The organism is Ketogulonicigenium robustum, from assembly GCF_002117445.1.
GTDB classification, from domain to species: Bacteria; Pseudomonadota; Alphaproteobacteria; order Rhodobacterales; family Rhodobacteraceae; genus Ketogulonicigenium; species Ketogulonicigenium robustum.
This window is the reverse complement of sequence record NZ_CP019937.1, coordinates 1,836,972-1,851,171: the sequence shown is the minus strand read 5'-3', so window position 1 is coordinate 1,851,171 and position 14,200 is coordinate 1,836,972. Positions and strand designations below refer to the sequence as shown.

Here is a 14,200-nt window from a genome sequence, read left to right as displayed (position 1 = left end):
GCCCTTTCCCGTAAACCGGCTGCGGATTAGCAGCTGTAGTACATTTTGTATTCGACCGGGTGGGGGGTGTGCTCGTAGGCGTACACTTCTTGCCACTTCAGGTCGATATAGGCTTCCAGCTGGTCCTTGGTGAACACGTCACCAGCGGTCAGGAAGTCCATGTCGGCTTGCAGTTCGGTCAGCGCTTCGCGCAACGATCCGCAAACGGTCGGGATTTCGGCCAGTTCTTCCGGCGGCAGGTCGTACAGGTCTTTGTCCGACGCAGCGCCCGGGTCGATCTTGTTCTTGATCCCGTCGAGGCCAGCCATCAACAGGGCTGCGAAGGCCAGATAGGGGTTCGCCGACGGATCGGGGAAGCGAGCTTCGACGCGCTTGGCCTTGGGCGATTCCGACCACGGAATACGGACGCAACCCGAGCGGTTGCGGGCCGAGTACGCGCGCAGAACGGGGGCTTCGAAGCCCGGGATCAGACGCTTGTAGCTGTTGGTCGACGGGTTGGTGATCGCGTTCAGCGCCTTGGCGTGCTTCAGGATGCCGCCGATGAAGTACAGGGCTTCTTGGCTGAGGTCGGCATACTTGTCGCCAGCAAACAGCGGCTTGCCGTCTTTCCAGATCGACATGTTCACGTGCATGCCCGAACCGTTATCGCCCGAGATGGGCTTGGGCATGAAGGTGGCCGACTTGCCGTAGGCGTGGGCCACGTTGTGGATGATGTACTTGTACTTCTGGATGTTGTCGGCTTGTTCGGTCAGGCCGCCAAAGATCATGCCCAGCTCGTGCTGTGCCGATGCCACTTCGTGGTGGTGCTTGTCGACCTTGATGCCGATGCGCTTCATCGTCGACAGCATTTCGCTGCGCAGGTCTTGCGCGTCGTCAATCGGGTTCACGGGGAAGTAGCCGCCCTTGACGCCCGGACGGTGGCCCATGTTGCCCGATTCATATTCGGTGTCGGTGTTCCATGCGGCGTCAACGCCGTCGACCTGGAACGAAACCTTGTTCGAGGTAACCGAGTAGCGGACATCGTCGAACAGGAAGAATTCGGCTTCGGGGCCGCAGTAGAACGGATCGCCGATACCCGAGGACTTCAGGTAGGCTTCAGCCTTCAGCGCGATCGAACGGGGGTCGCGCGAATAAGCTTCGCCGGTGTCGGGCTCGACCACGTTGCAGTGCACTGCAATGGTTTTCTCGGCGTAGAAGGGGTCGACATAGGCGCTGTCGCTGTCGGGCATCAGTTTCATGTCCGACTGGTCGATCGACTTCCAGCCAGCGATCGACGAGCCGTCGAACATGAAGCCTTCTTCGATGAAATCCTCGTCCACCAGATCGGCAACGACGGTCACGTGCTGCAGTTTGCCCTTGGGATCGGTAAAGCGGACGTCGACGTAAGCCGCATCCTCTTCCTTGATCATTTCCAGAAGCTTGTAAGTGGTCATCTTCGATATCCTTTCGGAAGATATATCCCGGGGCCTGGATTCGCGCCCCGGCAATGCCGATAGTTAGAGCGCGTCGTCGCCGGTTTCGCCAGTGCGGATGCGAATGGCCTGTTCAACCGGAGAGACAAAAATTTTGCCGTCGCCGATCTTGTCGGTCTTGGCAGCGGTGATAATCGCGCCGATCGCAGCCTCGACCTGTTCGTCAGGCAGCACCACCTCGATTTTCACTTTGGGCAGGAAGTCGACGACATATTCGGCGCCGCGGTACAGTTCAGTGTGACCTTTCTGGCGCCCGAACCCCTTGACTTCAGCGACAGAAAGCCCTTGGACGCCGATATCCTGAAGCGCTTCTTTCACCTCATCCAGCTTGAAAGGCTTGATGATCGCCTCGATCTTTTTCATGTTCGGCTCCCGTCTAAACTTGCTACTTATGCAAGATCACAAGGGCGGTTCCGCCTCAATCTGTCGCGATGAAAACAGCCCATAAATCACAGGTGATGCGTTGGGTGATGCCTAAAAAATAGGCAAATAAGCTTCAAAATGGGGCAATTTGGAAACTTGCTTGTCAAAGCGCTAAGATGGTGCGGGCGGAGGGACTTGAACCCCCACGCCTCTCGGCGGCAGAACCTAAATCTGCTGCGTCTGCCAATTTCGCCACGCCCGCACACGCGCTTGACGGCGCCCTTATTGACGCAGAACTGCCGCACGTCAAGACGTTGCGCGCACCATGCGGCAACGTGACTCGACGGCCACAGCGCAATTATGTGGTTTTCAAGGGACGTGGCGCAGCCAAGCGGGGTCAGAAAACTTGGTTTCGGCCAGATTTTCGGCCGCCGCGCGCTCCTCAGGGGTGATGGCCCCGTCGCTGCCGCCGTTCAGCGTGCGGAAGGTCTGCTTCATGCTGTCGATCACCGCATCGCGCGACAGGCCGGTCTGGCTGCGCACAGGATCGACCCGTTTCGCCGCACTGGTAATCCCCTTGTCCGAGATTTTCTCGCGGCCGATGCGCAAAACCTGCAGCATTTTATTGGCGTCCATGTCGTAGGACATTGTGACATGGTGCAGCACCACCCCGCCCGAATACCGCTTTTGCGCGGCCCCGCCGATCTTGCCCTTGGCGCTGGTGATGTCGTTGAGGGGTTTGTAGAACGCATCCACGCCCAGCGCGTTCAGGGCCTTCAGCACCCAGCTGTCCAAAAACGCATAAGATCCGGCAAAATCCAGATCCGACACCAGTGATTCGGGCGCGTAGAGCGAATAGGTGATGGCCGAACCGGGCTCGACGAACATCGCGCCGCCGCCTGTTACGCGCCGCACCGTCTGAATCCCCAATGCATCGGCCGCCTCCAAGTCGACTTCGTTCGAAAGCGACTGGAAGTTACCGATAATGATGGCGGGGCGATCCCATTGCCAAAAGCGCAGCGTCGGCTTGCGGCGACCGGCAGCGACCTCGCGCGCCAGCACATCGTCCAGCGCCAGATGCATGGCAGGCGATTCGGGCGCGCCGTCGATGATCTGCCAGTCAAAATCCAGCCACGTCTTGCTGAGGCCGAGCGCACGGCGCACCGCTGTCGTGATATCACCGGCGGCAAAGCCGACCAGCGCCGCGCCGGGGCGCAGGCCATCTTCAATGGCGGCGGTCATCTTGCTGGCGGACATATCCGCCGGCAGGCCGGTCAGCGCCGCGATAATGTCCTCCAGCGCCTCGGCGGGTTCCAGAAAGAAGTCGCCCGAGATGTGCACATCGACCAGCTTGTCATCGGCCACGGTCAGATCTGCGACCACCAGTTTTCCACCCGGAACCTTGTATTCGCCATGCATTGCATTTGTCCTTCAACGTCTACACAGTCCGGCTATCTTACGAACATCAACCACTGCTGACGAGGGGAACATATGACCCGCATTTTGGGAATCGCAGGCAGCTTGCGGCGCGCGTCGTTCAACGCGGGGCTGTTGCGCGCGGCTATCGACGGGGCGCCGGATGGCGTGCAGATCACTGCGGGCGATATCGCCGATGTGCCCCTTTACGATGGCGATTTGGAGGCTGCGGAAGGCCTGCCGCCCTCGGTTCAGGTCCTGCAAGAGGCGCTGGCCGCCGCCGACGGGCTGCTGCTGGTGTCGCCCGAATATAACGGCAGTATTCCGGGCGTGCTGAAAAACGCGTTGGACTGGATGTCGCGCGGCCCGGGCCTGGGGTATTTCAAAGGCAAGCCGGTGGCCGTGATCGGCGCATCGCCGGGGGGCTTTGGCACGGTGCTGGCGCAAGCGCACTGGACACCCGTCATGCGCGCCTTGGGGATGCAACCGTGGTACGAGGCGAAGCTGATGGTATCGCGCGCGGGCGGATCGTTCGACGCCGACGGCAACCTGACAGACGACAAGGTGCGCGAGCAGTTGCAAGCCTTCCTCGCCGGATTTGCCGCAAGCCTGTGATACAATAAAAAAGGCCGGGCAAATGCCCGGCCTTTCCTATTCAATGACCCGCAGGTTATTCCTGACGGTTGCCGAACAGTTGCAGCAGCATCATGAACATGTTGATGAAGTCCAGATACAGGTTCAGCGCGCCCATGATAGCGGCTTTGCCCAGCCATTCGGTGTCGCCATGCACAGCGTGCTGCACATAGGTGTTCTTGATGTTTTGCGTGTCATAGGCGGTCAGACCTGCAAAAATCAGAACGCCCAAGGCCGAAATCGCCATCTGCAGCGGGCCCGAGCCCAAGAAGATGTTGACGATCGAGGCCAGCAGCAGACCCACAACGCCCATGATCAGGAAGGTGCCCCAGCCCGAGATGTCGCGCTTGGTCGTGTAGCCGTACAGCGACAGCGACGCGAAAGCGATTGCCGTCACCAGAAACACCTGCACGATCGAGGTGCCCGTGAACACCAGGAAGATCGAGCTGAGCGAAAGACCCATCGCGGCGGCGTAGGCATAGAAGAACAGCTGCGCGCCAGCGGTGGACAGGCGGTTGATCAGCGCGCCAAAGGCAAAGACCATCCCGATCGGCAGCAGCATGATCACCCACTTCAGCGGGGTCGCATACAGGGCATAGCCAAACTCGGTCAGGTAGCGACCTGTACCCAGCTGATACTGCGTGGCCACATTGGTGACAGCCAACCCCGATACGGCCCAAGCGGCCAAACCGGTGATGATCATGCCAATCGACATGGTCGCGTAAACTTTATTCATGTGGGCCTTAAGGCCCTGGTCGATCACACCGGCGCGTACACCCGCCGTGGTGCGGATCGTGTCGAATTGTGCCATAGAGTCCTCCAGCCAAAATCGCGCAACAATACATATGCGCCAGGCCCACTAGGGGATTCTGGCGCTACGCCAGTAATATCGGGGATGCAGCCTGTCATTTCAAGAATTTCAGGCCAAATCCGCCGGATTTTTCGTAACGAATCGTGAAGTGGCGCAACGTTAACAAAAATGCCGCCCATCAATGGCGGCATTTTGCATATTTTTCTGGATTATCGCGGTATTAGCGGGGGCTGCGCTGATAGGGCAAATCCCACATCGTGCGCTTCGCCTCGTCTTGCACCTGCGTCCGGGTCAGGCCAATGTCGGCCAGCAGCGCATCATCCAGTTCAGCCAGATGGCGACGTTCCTGGCGCACGCGCAGCGCAAGCACGATACGGGCGAAAAAGCCGCGGCTGGCGGGAAGAGAGCTGGCGATTGCATGGGTCAGTGCCATGTCGTGATTCCTTATGGATGGCTGCGGCAAATTCCGCATGCTTGCTCTAACGTCACGGCTGACATAAATAAAATGAATGTTTGTCAGGTGTTGAATCAGGAATCGTGATATGTCGCGCAATCTGGATCTTACGGCGTTGCGCTCGTTCGTGGCGGTGGCCGAAAATGGCGGCGTCACGCGTGCGGCGGGGCTGCTCAACCTGACGCAATCGGCGGTTTCGATGCAGCTGCGGCGGCTGGAAGACAGCCTTGGCGTGTCGCTGTTTGAACGGGCCGGGCGCGGGCTGGCGCTGACAGGGGCGGGCGATCAGCTTTTGTCGCAGGCGCGCCGCCTGATCGCCCTGAACGACGAGGTATACGCCCGCTTGAACGCCGGTGCCTACGAGGGCGAGGTGACGCTGGGCGTGCCTCAAGACGTGATCTACCCCGTCATCCCGCGCGTCTTGCAGCAATTCGCCCGCGATTTTCCCCGCGTGCAAATTCACCTGATCTCGAACTTCACGCTGATGCTGAAAGAACAGTTCCGCCGCGGCGAAATCGACGTGATGCTGACGACCGAGGACGAGCTGGGCGAGGGCGGCGAGACGCTGGCCCAGCGCGAGCTGATCTGGGTCGGCGCACCGGGCGGGTCGGCGTGGACCCGCAGGCCGCTGCCCTTGGCGTTTGAACGCGCCTGCATTTTCCGGTCTTTCGTGCAGCGCCGCTTGGATGCCAACAGCATCGATTGGCAGATGGTGGTCAGCAGCGAATCCACACGGACAATTGAAGCGACCGTCAGTGCCGATCTGGCGGTGCATACCTATATCGAGGGGGCCGAGCCGCCGCACCTCGAGCGTATTGCCCACAACGGCGCCCTGCCGGAACTACGTGCTTTCAACATTAACCTCTATCATGCGGTGCATGGCGAGGGGGCTGTTGTTACCGCTTTGGTTGATCTGATCCGCCGCGCCTACGCGGTGGGTTGATCTGCCAATACAAGCGGCATTTGCACATATTTCCTACCGGATTTGCGCGATAAATCGCCTATTTATAAGCGATTTTCGGCCATCCAGACAGGGCCAGTTGTACAAAAAGCTATGATGACGCCGTCATGCGTTAAGTGCGAGAAGGTGACTCGAATTTTGTGCGTTTCGCTTGGGTTATCAGGCCGGAACACGTGATAGTTGAAATGTTGGAGAACGCCTTTGGCACATTCGGTTGATGTATACGTCGGGAAACGCATCCGGCAGCGGCGCTGGTTGATCGGCATGACACAGCAGCAGTTGGCCGAACATGTCGGCATCAAATTCCAACAGATCCAAAAGTACGAAACCGGGGCAAACCGCGTCAGCGCCTCGCGCCTGTGGGAAATCGCCCATGCCCTTGGCACATCGATCTCGTATTTCTACGAGGGGATGAGCGATGCCGCAGTTGATGAACATCCCGTCGACGAGGAACTGTGGGGCCGCGAGGCAATGGAGCTGCTGCGGTCGTATTACGCGATCCCCGAAGAACAGCGCCGCCATATTTTCGAACTGGCGCGTGTCTTGTCCGACGCAGCCTAGCCCGCCTTTATTGACCCCTCCGGCACGCTTCGATAGGGCTAGGAAAACCCTGTCGGAGGAGCGCCCATGACACATCGGATCACACCCGAACTCTCGGCCGAATTGCGGGGGGTGGCCCACAGCCTTGCAGATGCGGCGCGGCCCGTCACCTTGCAATACTTCCGCACAGCAGTCGCGGCAGATAACAAAGGCGCGCTGCGCGGGATGGCTTACGACCCCGTCACCATTGCCGACCGTGCAAGCGAACAGGCCATGCGTGACATTCTGGCCCGTCTACGCCCCGATGATGCGATCTTGGGTGAAGAATTCGGCCCCAAAGCGGGCACAACGGGCCTCACATGGGTGCTGGACCCGATTGACGGCACTCGCGCATATATCGCGGGCGCGCCCACTTGGGGCGTGCTGATCGCAGTATCGGATGATCAGGGCCCGCTGTTCGGTATCGTCGACCAACCCTATATTGGCGAGCGTTTTGCAGGCGGTTTCGGGCAAGCCGAATGCGCAGGTCCGCATGGCACGCGCGCGCTTCAAACCCATGCCCCGCGCGCGTTGGCCGAGGCTATCGTAATGACCACATTCCCCGAAGTCGGCACCCCCACCGAAGGCGCTGCCTTTCAAGCCGTGGCCGCGCGCGCGCAATTGGTGCGCTACGGGATGGATTGCTACGCCTATGCCATGCTGGCCGCCGGTCAGATCGATCTGGTGATCGAGGCGGGCCTGCAGCCCTACGACGTGCAAGGCCCCATCGCGGTGATCGAGGCCGCAGGCGGTATCGTCACCGACTGGCAAGGGGGCCCCGCGTGGCAGGGCGGGCGCATTCTGGCCGCCGCCAATCCCCAGATCCACGCCGAGGCGCTGGCGATCTTGTCGACCGCCAGCTAACGCGCAATCTTACCGGACAAGCCTGTCTTAGCGGGCAAGCCAGTGTGCGATGGCGGCTTCGGCGACAGCACGGTCTTGCGCAGGCGTGCCCGAGGAAATGCCAATCGCGCCGATCACCTCGCCCTCGTGCACCACCGGCACGCCACCCGCGACAATCATCAGCCGTCCGCCGATGGCGCTGTTGATGCCGTATGCAGGCGCGCCGGGTTGGCTGGCGGCGCCGTATTCATGGGTCGCCCGCTTGGCCGCAGCGGCGGTGAAAGCCTTGTCGATCGCGATGGTGCTGGACGAGACTTTCCCGCCCTCCATCCGCTCGAACGCCAGCAGGTTGGCGCCTTCGTCCATAATGGCGATGCACATGGGCACGCCGATCTCGTCAGCTGCGGCATTCGCGCCCGCAATCAGAATACGCGCGTCATCAATATCAAGGCGCAGGATGGATTTCACGATGTGATCCCTTCTGGTGTAAAACGTCAAAGAAAGCAGGCCGGCCCAAGGTCTGCGGTGGTGGCGCAGCCCAGATGGCCCAGTGTTGTCCAGTATTCGTCGCGGAGCAACTCTAACACACGGCGCGCGCCTGCTTCGCCGTCGGCGGCCAGGCCGTAACCCACGGCGCGCCCCAGTGCGACGACATTCGCCCCCAGCGCAACAGCTGCCGCAATGTCCGACCCGCGCCGGATTCCGCTGTCGAAAATGATTGGCACGTTCTGCCCCGCCGCCGCGCGCACATGCGGCAGCGCCGAAATGGCCGAGCGCTGCCGGTCGATCGACCGCCCGCCGTAGTTCGACACGTAAAGCCCCGCCGCACCGGCATCGAGAGATTGTTTCGCCTCGTCGGCTGTCATCACCCCTTTGACGATGATTGGCAGGGGGGCGCGGGCGATCGCCTCGCGCGCCTCGGCCCACCCCCAGCGGGGGCGCGTGAAGGCGAGCTGTTCGTGCAGCGCCGCGGGGTCTGACAGGCCGGGGCCAAAGTTCGCATCGCTTTTACCGGCCGCGAAACGGGTGCGGTCTTCCATCATCCGCTCGCGCCATTGGCGGATGGGCGAATAGGTTGCAACGATCTGCTCGTATCCGGCTGCCTTGGCACGGTGCATCATGTCGACCACCGCGCCGACATCCCCCACGAACGTGATCTGGAACATCTGCGCGACGCCGGTGGCTTGGGCGATATCCTCTAGCGTATGGGCCGCGGCCACGGGGACGATCTGGCGAATGCCGACATCGCGGGCGGCGCGGCCGGTGGCGCGGTGACCCTCGGCATCCAGCATGTATTCGCCGCCGCCAAAGGGCGCGATCAACGCCGGAAACGACAGGCGATGCCCTAGAAATTCAGTCGTCGTGTCGGGATGCGCGACACCGGCGAACAGGGGCGTGTTCCATTGCAACTTGTCAAAATCGGCGGTGTTGGCGCGCAAGGTGACCTCGTCGCCGGTGCCGCAGTTCAGATAGTTCCAGACCTCGTCCGAACAGTTTTGCCGCGCGGCGCGGCGAATGCCGGTGTTGGTGGTAAAGCGCTGGGTCGTGGCGTAACGGTTATCGATGGGTGTGGTGCTCATGCATTTTGTCCTGCGCTGTGGCGCATCGTCAGGCGGGTGCGGATAGCCTCCACGCTGGCCGAGGGCGTCGCAGCAAAAAGCTTGCGGGTGTAGGGGTGTTGCGGGGCGGCGAAAATATCGGCGGCTTGGCCTTCCTCGACAATCTCGCCTGCGTTCATCACGATCAGCCTATCGGCCAGATAGCGCACAACCGACAGGTCATGGCTGATGAACACGTAGCTGAGGCCCATTTCATCCTGCAGGTCGCGCAGCAGGTTCAGCACCTGCGCCTGCACCGACAGGTCAAGTGCCGAAACAGGCTCGTCCAGCACTACGATTTCAGGGCGCACCATCAGCGCGCGGGCGATGACCACACGCTGGCGCATACCGCCCGACAGCATATGCGGGTAGCGGTTGGCAACCTCGGGACCAAGCCCAACGCGATCTAACATCGCTAGGGCTTTGTCGCGGCGCTGGGCCGCCGTATCGTCGCTGTTCAGATAGAGTTGTTCAGTGAGGGCGTTCAGAATTTTCTGGCGCGGGTTCAGCGATGAATAGGGGTTTTGGAACACGATCTGCACCTTGCGGCGCAGCGCGGCATCGGGCTTGTGCTGGCGCAGATCAACGTTTTGCCCGCAAATTTGCAGCGTTCCGTCGGTCTGCGCATCGATCATCGTCAGAATGCGGGCGAGGGTGGATTTCCCGCAGCCGCTTTCGCCCACAACCGCCAAAGTGCGCCCGCGTTCCAGTTGCAGGCTGATCCCTTTGAGGGCGCGGTTCACCTTTTTACCGCCAAAAACCCCGCCGGAAGTGTACTCGCGGATCAGCCCGTCGGCCTTCAGAACGATATCGCTCATTTCGCATCCCCTTCCATCAGGGCGCTGACCGTGGGCAGGCGCAGGCCGGTGGCGTTTTCGGGCAGGGCGGCCAGCAGCGCGCGGGTGTAAGGCGCGCGCGGGGTGGAAAACAGCTCAAGCACGCCTTGTTCCTCGACCTTGCGGCCCTTGTACTGGACGACGACGCGGTCGGCGGTTTCGGCGACAACCCCCATATCGTGGGTAATCATGATCAGCCCCATACCGGTTTCGCGTTGCAAGTTGCCCAGCAGATCAAGGATCTGCTTTTGGATCGTCACATCCAGCGCGGTGGTCGGCTCGTCCGCGATCAGCAGGCGGGGGCGGCAGGCGATGGCCATGGCGATCATCACGCGCTGGCACTGCCCACCCGACATCTGGTGCGGATAGCTGGACATGCGGGCGGCTGGGTCGGGGATGCCAACGGCCTGCAGCAATTCCACCGCGCGGTCGGCAGCGGCCTTGCGCGACAGGCGCAGATGCAGGCGCAGCACCTCACATAGCTGGAAACCGACGGTAAAGCTGGGGTTCAGCGACGACAGCGGGTCTTGGAAAATCATCGAGATGTCTTTCCCGATGATCTTGCGCCGTGCCCTTGCGGGCAGGGCCTGCATGTCTTGCCCATCAAACAGCATCCGGTCGGCGGTGATTTTGGCGGCGGGCGGCAGCAGCCCCATCACCGCCAGCATCGAGACCGATTTCCCAGACCCGGACTCGCCCACGATGGCCAGAATCTCGCCCTGCTCGACGCGGATGTCGATGCCGTCGACCGCCTTGAACGGCCCCGCCGCCGTCGGAAACGTGACCGAGAGGTTTTGGATGTCCAACAACGCCATGGCCTCACCCTTTCTTCAGCTTGGGGTCAAGCGTATCGCGCAGGCCATCGCCCACCAGATTGATCGCCAGAACAGTCACCAGAATGGCAAGGCCCGGGAAGGTCGCAACCCACCACGCCCGCAAAATAAACTCGCGCGCATCGGCCAGCATTGTGCCCCACTCGGGGGTTGGGGGCTGCGCGCCCATGCCCAGAAAGCCCAGCGCCGCCGCATCCAAAATCGCGGTAGAAAACGACAGGGTGGCTTGCACCACAACGGGCGACAGGCAGTTCGGCAAAATGGTGACGAACATCAGGCGCAGGGGCGATGCGCCCGCCACACGCAGCGCGGTGACATAGTCTTTCCCCTTTTCCGACAGCACGGCCGCGCGCGTCAGGCGGGCGAAGTGCGGCTGCAACACCAGCGCGATGGCAATCATCGCATTGGTCAGCCCCGGCCCCAAAATGGCCACCAGCACCAGCGCCAACAGCAGCGACGGGAAGGCCAAAATCACATCCATTACACGCATGATGACGGTATCGACCCAGCCGCCGACATAGCCCGCTATCATGCCCAAACACACGCCGCACAGCAGCGCAATGGTGATGACCAGCAGGCCGACATACAGCGAATAGCGGGCGCCCCAGATCAGGCGGGACAGAATATCCCGCCCGACGGCGTCGGTGCCCAGCAGAAATTCGGCGCGCCCGCCCTCTTGCCAGAACGGGGGGGTCAGGAAGGCGTCGCGGTATTGGTGGGTCGGATCGTGCGGCGCGACCAGCGGTGCGAAAATCGCGACCAGCACCAGCAGCGCAAAGACGATCAGCCCCAGCACCGCGCCACGGTTTGCCGAAAAGCCGAACCAGAACTCGCGCAGTGGGCCGACGGGTTTGGCGGGGGAAACGGTTGTCTCGCTCATGTCAGCCTCACTTATGGCGGATGCGCGGGTTGATGACGGCGTACAGCACATCGACCAACAGATTGACGGCCATGACGATGGCGGCGATCAGCAGCAGCCCGCCTTGCACAACCGGATAGTCGCGGCGCGAGATGCTATCGACCATCCACTTGCCAATGCCCGGCCATGAAAAGATCGTCTCGGTCAGGATCGCCCCTGTCAGCAGCGCCCCGATTTGCAGCCCCAGCGTGGTGACAATGGGGATCAGCGCGTTGCGCAGCGCGTGCAGTCCGACCACGCGCAGCGGCGACAGGCCCTTGGCGCGGGCGGTGCGGACGTAATCTTCGCCCAGAACCTCGAGCATGGCCGAGCGTGACTGGCGCGCCAAAACGGCCATCGGCACGGTGGCCAGCACGACCGAGGGCAAGATCAGGTGCCGTATAGCCGAGATTAGCGCCCCTTTTTGTCCTGATGTTGCCGCGTCCCACAGCATGAATCCGCTAGGGTTGGGGAAATAGTATTGCAGCCCGATACGCCCCGATACGGGCGTCCACCCCAGCGTGCCTGAAAACAGGATGACCAGCAGCAGGCCCCACCAGAAAATGGGCATGGAATAGCCTGTCAGCGCGACGCTCATGGCGATTTGGTCGAACCACGACCCACGCTTGACGGCGGCCAGCACCCCTAACGGAATGCCGATCAACGCGGCCAGAACCACAGCGACAATAGCGAGTTCGATTGTGGCGGGAAAAAGTGTCAGAAACTCGGACAGCACGGGCTTTTTGGTGATGAGCGAATTGCCAAAATCGCCCGTGAGCACGTTTCCAAGGTAGTCGAAATACTGCACCAGCAGTGGCCGGTCATAGCCGAATTCGGCCATCAACTGGGCGTGACGTTCTGGCGTCAAGCCCCGCTCTCCTGCCATCAGCATGACAGGGTCGCCCGGTAGGATGCGGACGAAGCCGAACGAGACGATCGTGATCCCGATTAAGACGGGAACGATCACCACCAGCTTGCGGAAAAGAAAGCGGAGCATGAGCCGTCAGGTATCCTTACGCTTCGCGCACGGCTGCAACCGTGGCAATTTCGATCAGGCGGCGCGGGTCGCCCAGATCGGACACGCCAATGGTGGCGCGCGTGGGCAGGTCGATCCCGTCCAGCCAATCCAGCCAGACCTTGTTCATGGCCTCTTTCTGGCTCATGTCGGTCACATAGATGCGGGCCTGCAGCAGCAGCGACTTGTCCGAGTTGCAGGCGGCCAGCAGTGCATCCAGTTTGTCGCAAATCTCGCGCGTTTGACCTGCCATGTCTTGCGTCAGATCATGGGCGGCGTGACCACTGATGTACAGCGTGTCGTTGTGTTGGACTGCGCCATGCAGGTGGGCGGATTTGCGAAAATGCTTGATCATGGTTTTTCCTTTATCAGAGGGTGGGGGCATAGGGGGCGACGGGCACTTCGGTCGTGGCGCCGGTGACCACATCGGCCATCAACTTGCCCGCGAACGGCCCGATCGAGATGCCGCCAGCCCCAAGGCCGTTGGCAACCGAAAGCCCCTGTGCACCCGGAACGCGGCCGAAGATCGGTTTGATCGACGGGCCAGCGGGGCGAAAGCCGATGCGGGTCTCGATGATTTCCGCATTGGCAAGTCCGGGGGCGATGGCCATGCCTGCTTCCAGCACGCTGGCTTGGCCGGTGGCGGTGACACGGTAATCAAAGCCCATGTCGTTTTCGCGCGTGGCGCCCACAACGACGCGGCTGTCATCAAAGGCCAGCATATAGTGGCTGGTCATGGGCAGCAGTACGGGCCATTCCTTGGTCTGAACGCCAGCCAGACGCAGGTGAACGATCTGGCCTTTTTGCGGCTTGACGGGATGCGCCACACCGATGGGCGACAGGATCTGCGAGGCCCATGCGCCACCTGCGACGATGATTTCGTCCGCTTCGTGCAAGGTGCCGGTGCCGTCGCGCACGACATAGCCGTCGCCTTTGGCGACAAGTGTCACGTAATCGTTGTGGAACACCGCGCCATGGGCGATGGCCTGCCGGATCATGGCGGCCGACAGCAGCCGCGCGTCAACACGCGCGCCGCCGGGGATTAGCCATGCTTCCAGATTGTCGCGCAGGATGGGGAATTTCTCTTGCGCCTCGCGCGCGCTCAGCAAGCGCACGTCACCTGCCTCGGGGGCGTTGGCGGTGCGGCGCGCAATGCGTTCGCCAGCGGCCTGCATGTCGCCAGCATCTTGTGATGTGACCAGCGCGCCGACCTTGCGGTAGCCCAGATCAACCTCGCCCGCGGCGGTCAGATCGCCGATCAGCGTATCGTAAAAGCGGGCACCGGCGGCGTACATCTCGTACCATTCGGGCTCCTCGACCTGGGTCGCCCACGGGCAAACGATACCCGCCCCCGCCATGGTGGCCTTGCCCTGATGGGCAAAGTCAAAAATCGTGACCTGAACACCGCGACGGGCCAGTTGCAGGGCTGTACTCGCCCCGAACATGCCCGCGCCAATTACAATTGCGCGCATCTTCAATTTCCTTGTG

General features: G+C 61.5%; 17 protein-coding genes and 1 tRNA gene. 4 read left to right on the top strand and 14 right to left on the bottom strand.

What is annotated here, in order from left to right:
• Positions 1-26: 26 nt before the first annotated feature.
• From glnA to BVG79_RS09190, 4 genes are all read right to left on the bottom strand, one after another.
• Positions 27-1,433, bottom strand: coding sequence for a type I glutamate--ammonia ligase (gene glnA / locus BVG79_RS09205; RefSeq protein ID WP_085786628.1), 1,407 nt, complete (start codon positions 1,431-1,433; stop codon positions 27-29).
• Between the two features lie 63 nt (positions 1,434-1,496).
• The gene (locus BVG79_RS09200) at positions 1,497-1,835 is read right to left on the bottom strand and encodes a P-II family nitrogen regulator (RefSeq protein WP_085786627.1); all 339 of its coding nucleotides are present in this window, start codon (positions 1,833-1,835) and stop codon (positions 1,497-1,499) included.
• Between the two features lie 177 nt (positions 1,836-2,012).
• Positions 2,013-2,097: transfer RNA gene (locus BVG79_RS09195), tRNA-Leu, on the bottom strand.
• A gap of 107 nt (positions 2,098-2,204) precedes the next feature.
• Positions 2,205-3,254: a lipoyl protein ligase domain-containing protein gene (locus tag BVG79_RS09190; protein ID WP_085786626.1), complete on the bottom strand. Its 1,050-nt coding sequence runs from the start codon at positions 3,252-3,254 to the stop codon at positions 2,205-2,207.
• A 72-nt stretch (positions 3,255-3,326) separates the two neighbouring features.
• Between BVG79_RS09190 and BVG79_RS09185 the strand changes: the two genes are divergently transcribed.
• Complete coding sequence (locus tag BVG79_RS09185) at positions 3,327-3,866, top strand: NADPH-dependent FMN reductase (RefSeq protein WP_085786625.1); 540 nt, start codon at positions 3,327-3,329, stop codon at positions 3,864-3,866.
• 55 nt (positions 3,867-3,921) lie between these two features.
• Here BVG79_RS09185 and BVG79_RS09180 read toward each other — a convergent pair whose 3' ends face one another.
• Positions 3,922-4,695 carry a Bax inhibitor-1/YccA family protein gene (locus BVG79_RS09180; RefSeq protein WP_085786624.1) on the bottom strand — a complete coding sequence of 258 codons (774 nt, stop codon included), beginning with the start codon at positions 4,693-4,695 and terminating at the stop codon, positions 3,922-3,924.
• Positions 4,696-4,915: 220 nt separating this feature from the next.
• Positions 4,916-5,128, bottom strand: a complete 213-nt coding sequence (locus BVG79_RS09175) for a DUF1127 domain-containing protein (RefSeq protein ID WP_085786623.1) — start codon at positions 5,126-5,128, stop codon at positions 4,916-4,918.
• A 109-nt stretch (positions 5,129-5,237) separates the two neighbouring features.
• Here BVG79_RS09175 and BVG79_RS09170 point away from each other — a divergent pair, with 109 nt between their 5' ends.
• From BVG79_RS09170 to BVG79_RS09160, 3 genes are all read left to right on the top strand, one after another.
• Entirely contained in the window at positions 5,238-6,092 is an 855-nt protein-coding gene (locus tag BVG79_RS09170) for a LysR family transcriptional regulator (protein ID WP_085786622.1), read from the top strand.
• A 219-nt stretch (positions 6,093-6,311) separates the two neighbouring features.
• Entirely contained in the window at positions 6,312-6,671 is a 360-nt protein-coding gene (locus BVG79_RS09165) for a helix-turn-helix domain-containing protein (RefSeq protein ID WP_085786621.1), read from the top strand.
• A gap of 66 nt (positions 6,672-6,737) precedes the next feature.
• Positions 6,738-7,553 (top strand): inositol monophosphatase family protein, encoded by an 816-nt coding sequence (locus BVG79_RS09160; protein ID WP_085786620.1) that lies wholly within the window; start codon positions 6,738-6,740, stop codon positions 7,551-7,553.
• Positions 7,554-7,580: 27 nt separating this feature from the next.
• Here the strand turns inward: BVG79_RS09160 and BVG79_RS09155 are convergent, their stop codons facing one another.
• Genes BVG79_RS09155 through BVG79_RS09120 form a run of 8 tightly spaced genes read right to left on the bottom strand, consistent with a single transcriptional unit; the run spans position 7,581 to position 14,184 of the window.
• Complete coding sequence (locus BVG79_RS09155) at positions 7,581-8,000, bottom strand: GlcG/HbpS family heme-binding protein (protein ID WP_085786619.1); 420 nt, start codon at positions 7,998-8,000, stop codon at positions 7,581-7,583.
• A 26-nt stretch (positions 8,001-8,026) separates the two neighbouring features.
• The gene (locus BVG79_RS09150) at positions 8,027-9,112 is read right to left on the bottom strand and encodes an alpha-hydroxy acid oxidase (RefSeq protein WP_085786618.1); all 1,086 of its coding nucleotides are present in this window, start codon (positions 9,110-9,112) and stop codon (positions 8,027-8,029) included.
• Positions 9,109-9,948 (bottom strand): ATP-binding cassette domain-containing protein, encoded by an 840-nt coding sequence (locus BVG79_RS09145; protein ID WP_085786617.1) that lies wholly within the window; start codon positions 9,946-9,948, stop codon positions 9,109-9,111. Before BVG79_RS09145 ends, BVG79_RS09150 begins: the two co-directional genes overlap by 4 nt.
• Positions 9,945-10,781, bottom strand: coding sequence for an ABC transporter ATP-binding protein (locus BVG79_RS09140; protein ID WP_085786616.1), 837 nt, complete (start codon positions 10,779-10,781; stop codon positions 9,945-9,947). The genes BVG79_RS09145 and BVG79_RS09140 overlap by 4 nt, the downstream gene beginning before the upstream one ends.
• Before the next feature lie 4 nt (positions 10,782-10,785).
• Complete coding sequence (locus tag BVG79_RS09135; protein WP_085786615.1) at positions 10,786-11,679, bottom strand: ABC transporter permease subunit; 894 nt, start codon at positions 11,677-11,679, stop codon at positions 10,786-10,788.
• Between the two features lie 7 nt (positions 11,680-11,686).
• Positions 11,687-12,694: an ABC transporter permease subunit gene (locus BVG79_RS09130; RefSeq protein WP_085786614.1), complete on the bottom strand. Its 1,008-nt coding sequence runs from the start codon at positions 12,692-12,694 to the stop codon at positions 11,687-11,689.
• Positions 12,695-12,710: 16 nt separating this feature from the next.
• Complete coding sequence (locus BVG79_RS09125) at positions 12,711-13,067, bottom strand: RidA family protein (protein ID WP_085786613.1); 357 nt, start codon at positions 13,065-13,067, stop codon at positions 12,711-12,713.
• 13 nt (positions 13,068-13,080) lie between these two features.
• Positions 13,081-14,184, bottom strand: a complete 1,104-nt coding sequence (locus BVG79_RS09120; RefSeq protein ID WP_085786612.1) for an NAD(P)/FAD-dependent oxidoreductase — start codon at positions 14,182-14,184, stop codon at positions 13,081-13,083.
• Between the last annotated feature and the right edge of the window lie 16 nt (positions 14,185-14,200).

Excerpts from the sequence above, each read along its gene's own strand:
- glnA (WP_085786628.1), bottom strand. The coding sequence starts at position 1,433 with ATGACCACTTACAAGCTTCTGGAAATGATCAAGGAAGAGGATGCGGCT.
- BVG79_RS09200 (WP_085786627.1), bottom strand. The coding sequence starts at position 1,835 with ATGAAAAAGATCGAGGCGATCATCAAGCCTTTCAAGCTGGATGAGGTG.
- BVG79_RS09190 (WP_085786626.1), bottom strand. The coding sequence starts at position 3,254 with ATGCATGGCGAATACAAGGTTCCGGGTGGAAAACTGGTGGTCGCAGAT.
- BVG79_RS09185 (WP_085786625.1), top strand. The coding sequence starts at position 3,327 with ATGACCCGCATTTTGGGAATCGCAGGCAGCTTGCGGCGCGCGTCGTTC.
- BVG79_RS09180 (WP_085786624.1), bottom strand. The coding sequence starts at position 4,695 with ATGGCACAATTCGACACGATCCGCACCACGGCGGGTGTACGCGCCGGT.
- BVG79_RS09175 (WP_085786623.1), bottom strand. The coding sequence starts at position 5,128 with ATGGCACTGACCCATGCAATCGCCAGCTCTCTTCCCGCCAGCCGCGGC.
- BVG79_RS09170 (WP_085786622.1), top strand. The coding sequence starts at position 5,238 with ATGTCGCGCAATCTGGATCTTACGGCGTTGCGCTCGTTCGTGGCGGTG.
- BVG79_RS09160 (WP_085786620.1), top strand. The coding sequence starts at position 6,738 with ATGACACATCGGATCACACCCGAACTCTCGGCCGAATTGCGGGGGGTG.
- BVG79_RS09150 (WP_085786618.1), bottom strand. The coding sequence starts at position 9,112 with ATGAGCACCACACCCATCGATAACCGTTACGCCACGACCCAGCGCTTT.
- BVG79_RS09145 (WP_085786617.1), bottom strand. The coding sequence starts at position 9,948 with ATGAGCGATATCGTTCTGAAGGCCGACGGGCTGATCCGCGAGTACACT.
- BVG79_RS09140 (WP_085786616.1), bottom strand. The coding sequence starts at position 10,781 with ATGGCGTTGTTGGACATCCAAAACCTCTCGGTCACGTTTCCGACGGCG.
- BVG79_RS09135 (WP_085786615.1), bottom strand. The coding sequence starts at position 11,679 with ATGAGCGAGACAACCGTTTCCCCCGCCAAACCCGTCGGCCCACTGCGC.
- BVG79_RS09130 (WP_085786614.1), bottom strand. The coding sequence starts at position 12,694 with ATGCTCCGCTTTCTTTTCCGCAAGCTGGTGGTGATCGTTCCCGTCTTA.
- BVG79_RS09125 (WP_085786613.1), bottom strand. The coding sequence starts at position 13,067 with ATGATCAAGCATTTTCGCAAATCCGCCCACCTGCATGGCGCAGTCCAA.
- BVG79_RS09120 (WP_085786612.1), bottom strand. The coding sequence starts at position 14,184 with ATGCGCGCAATTGTAATTGGCGCGGGCATGTTCGGGGCGAGTACAGCC.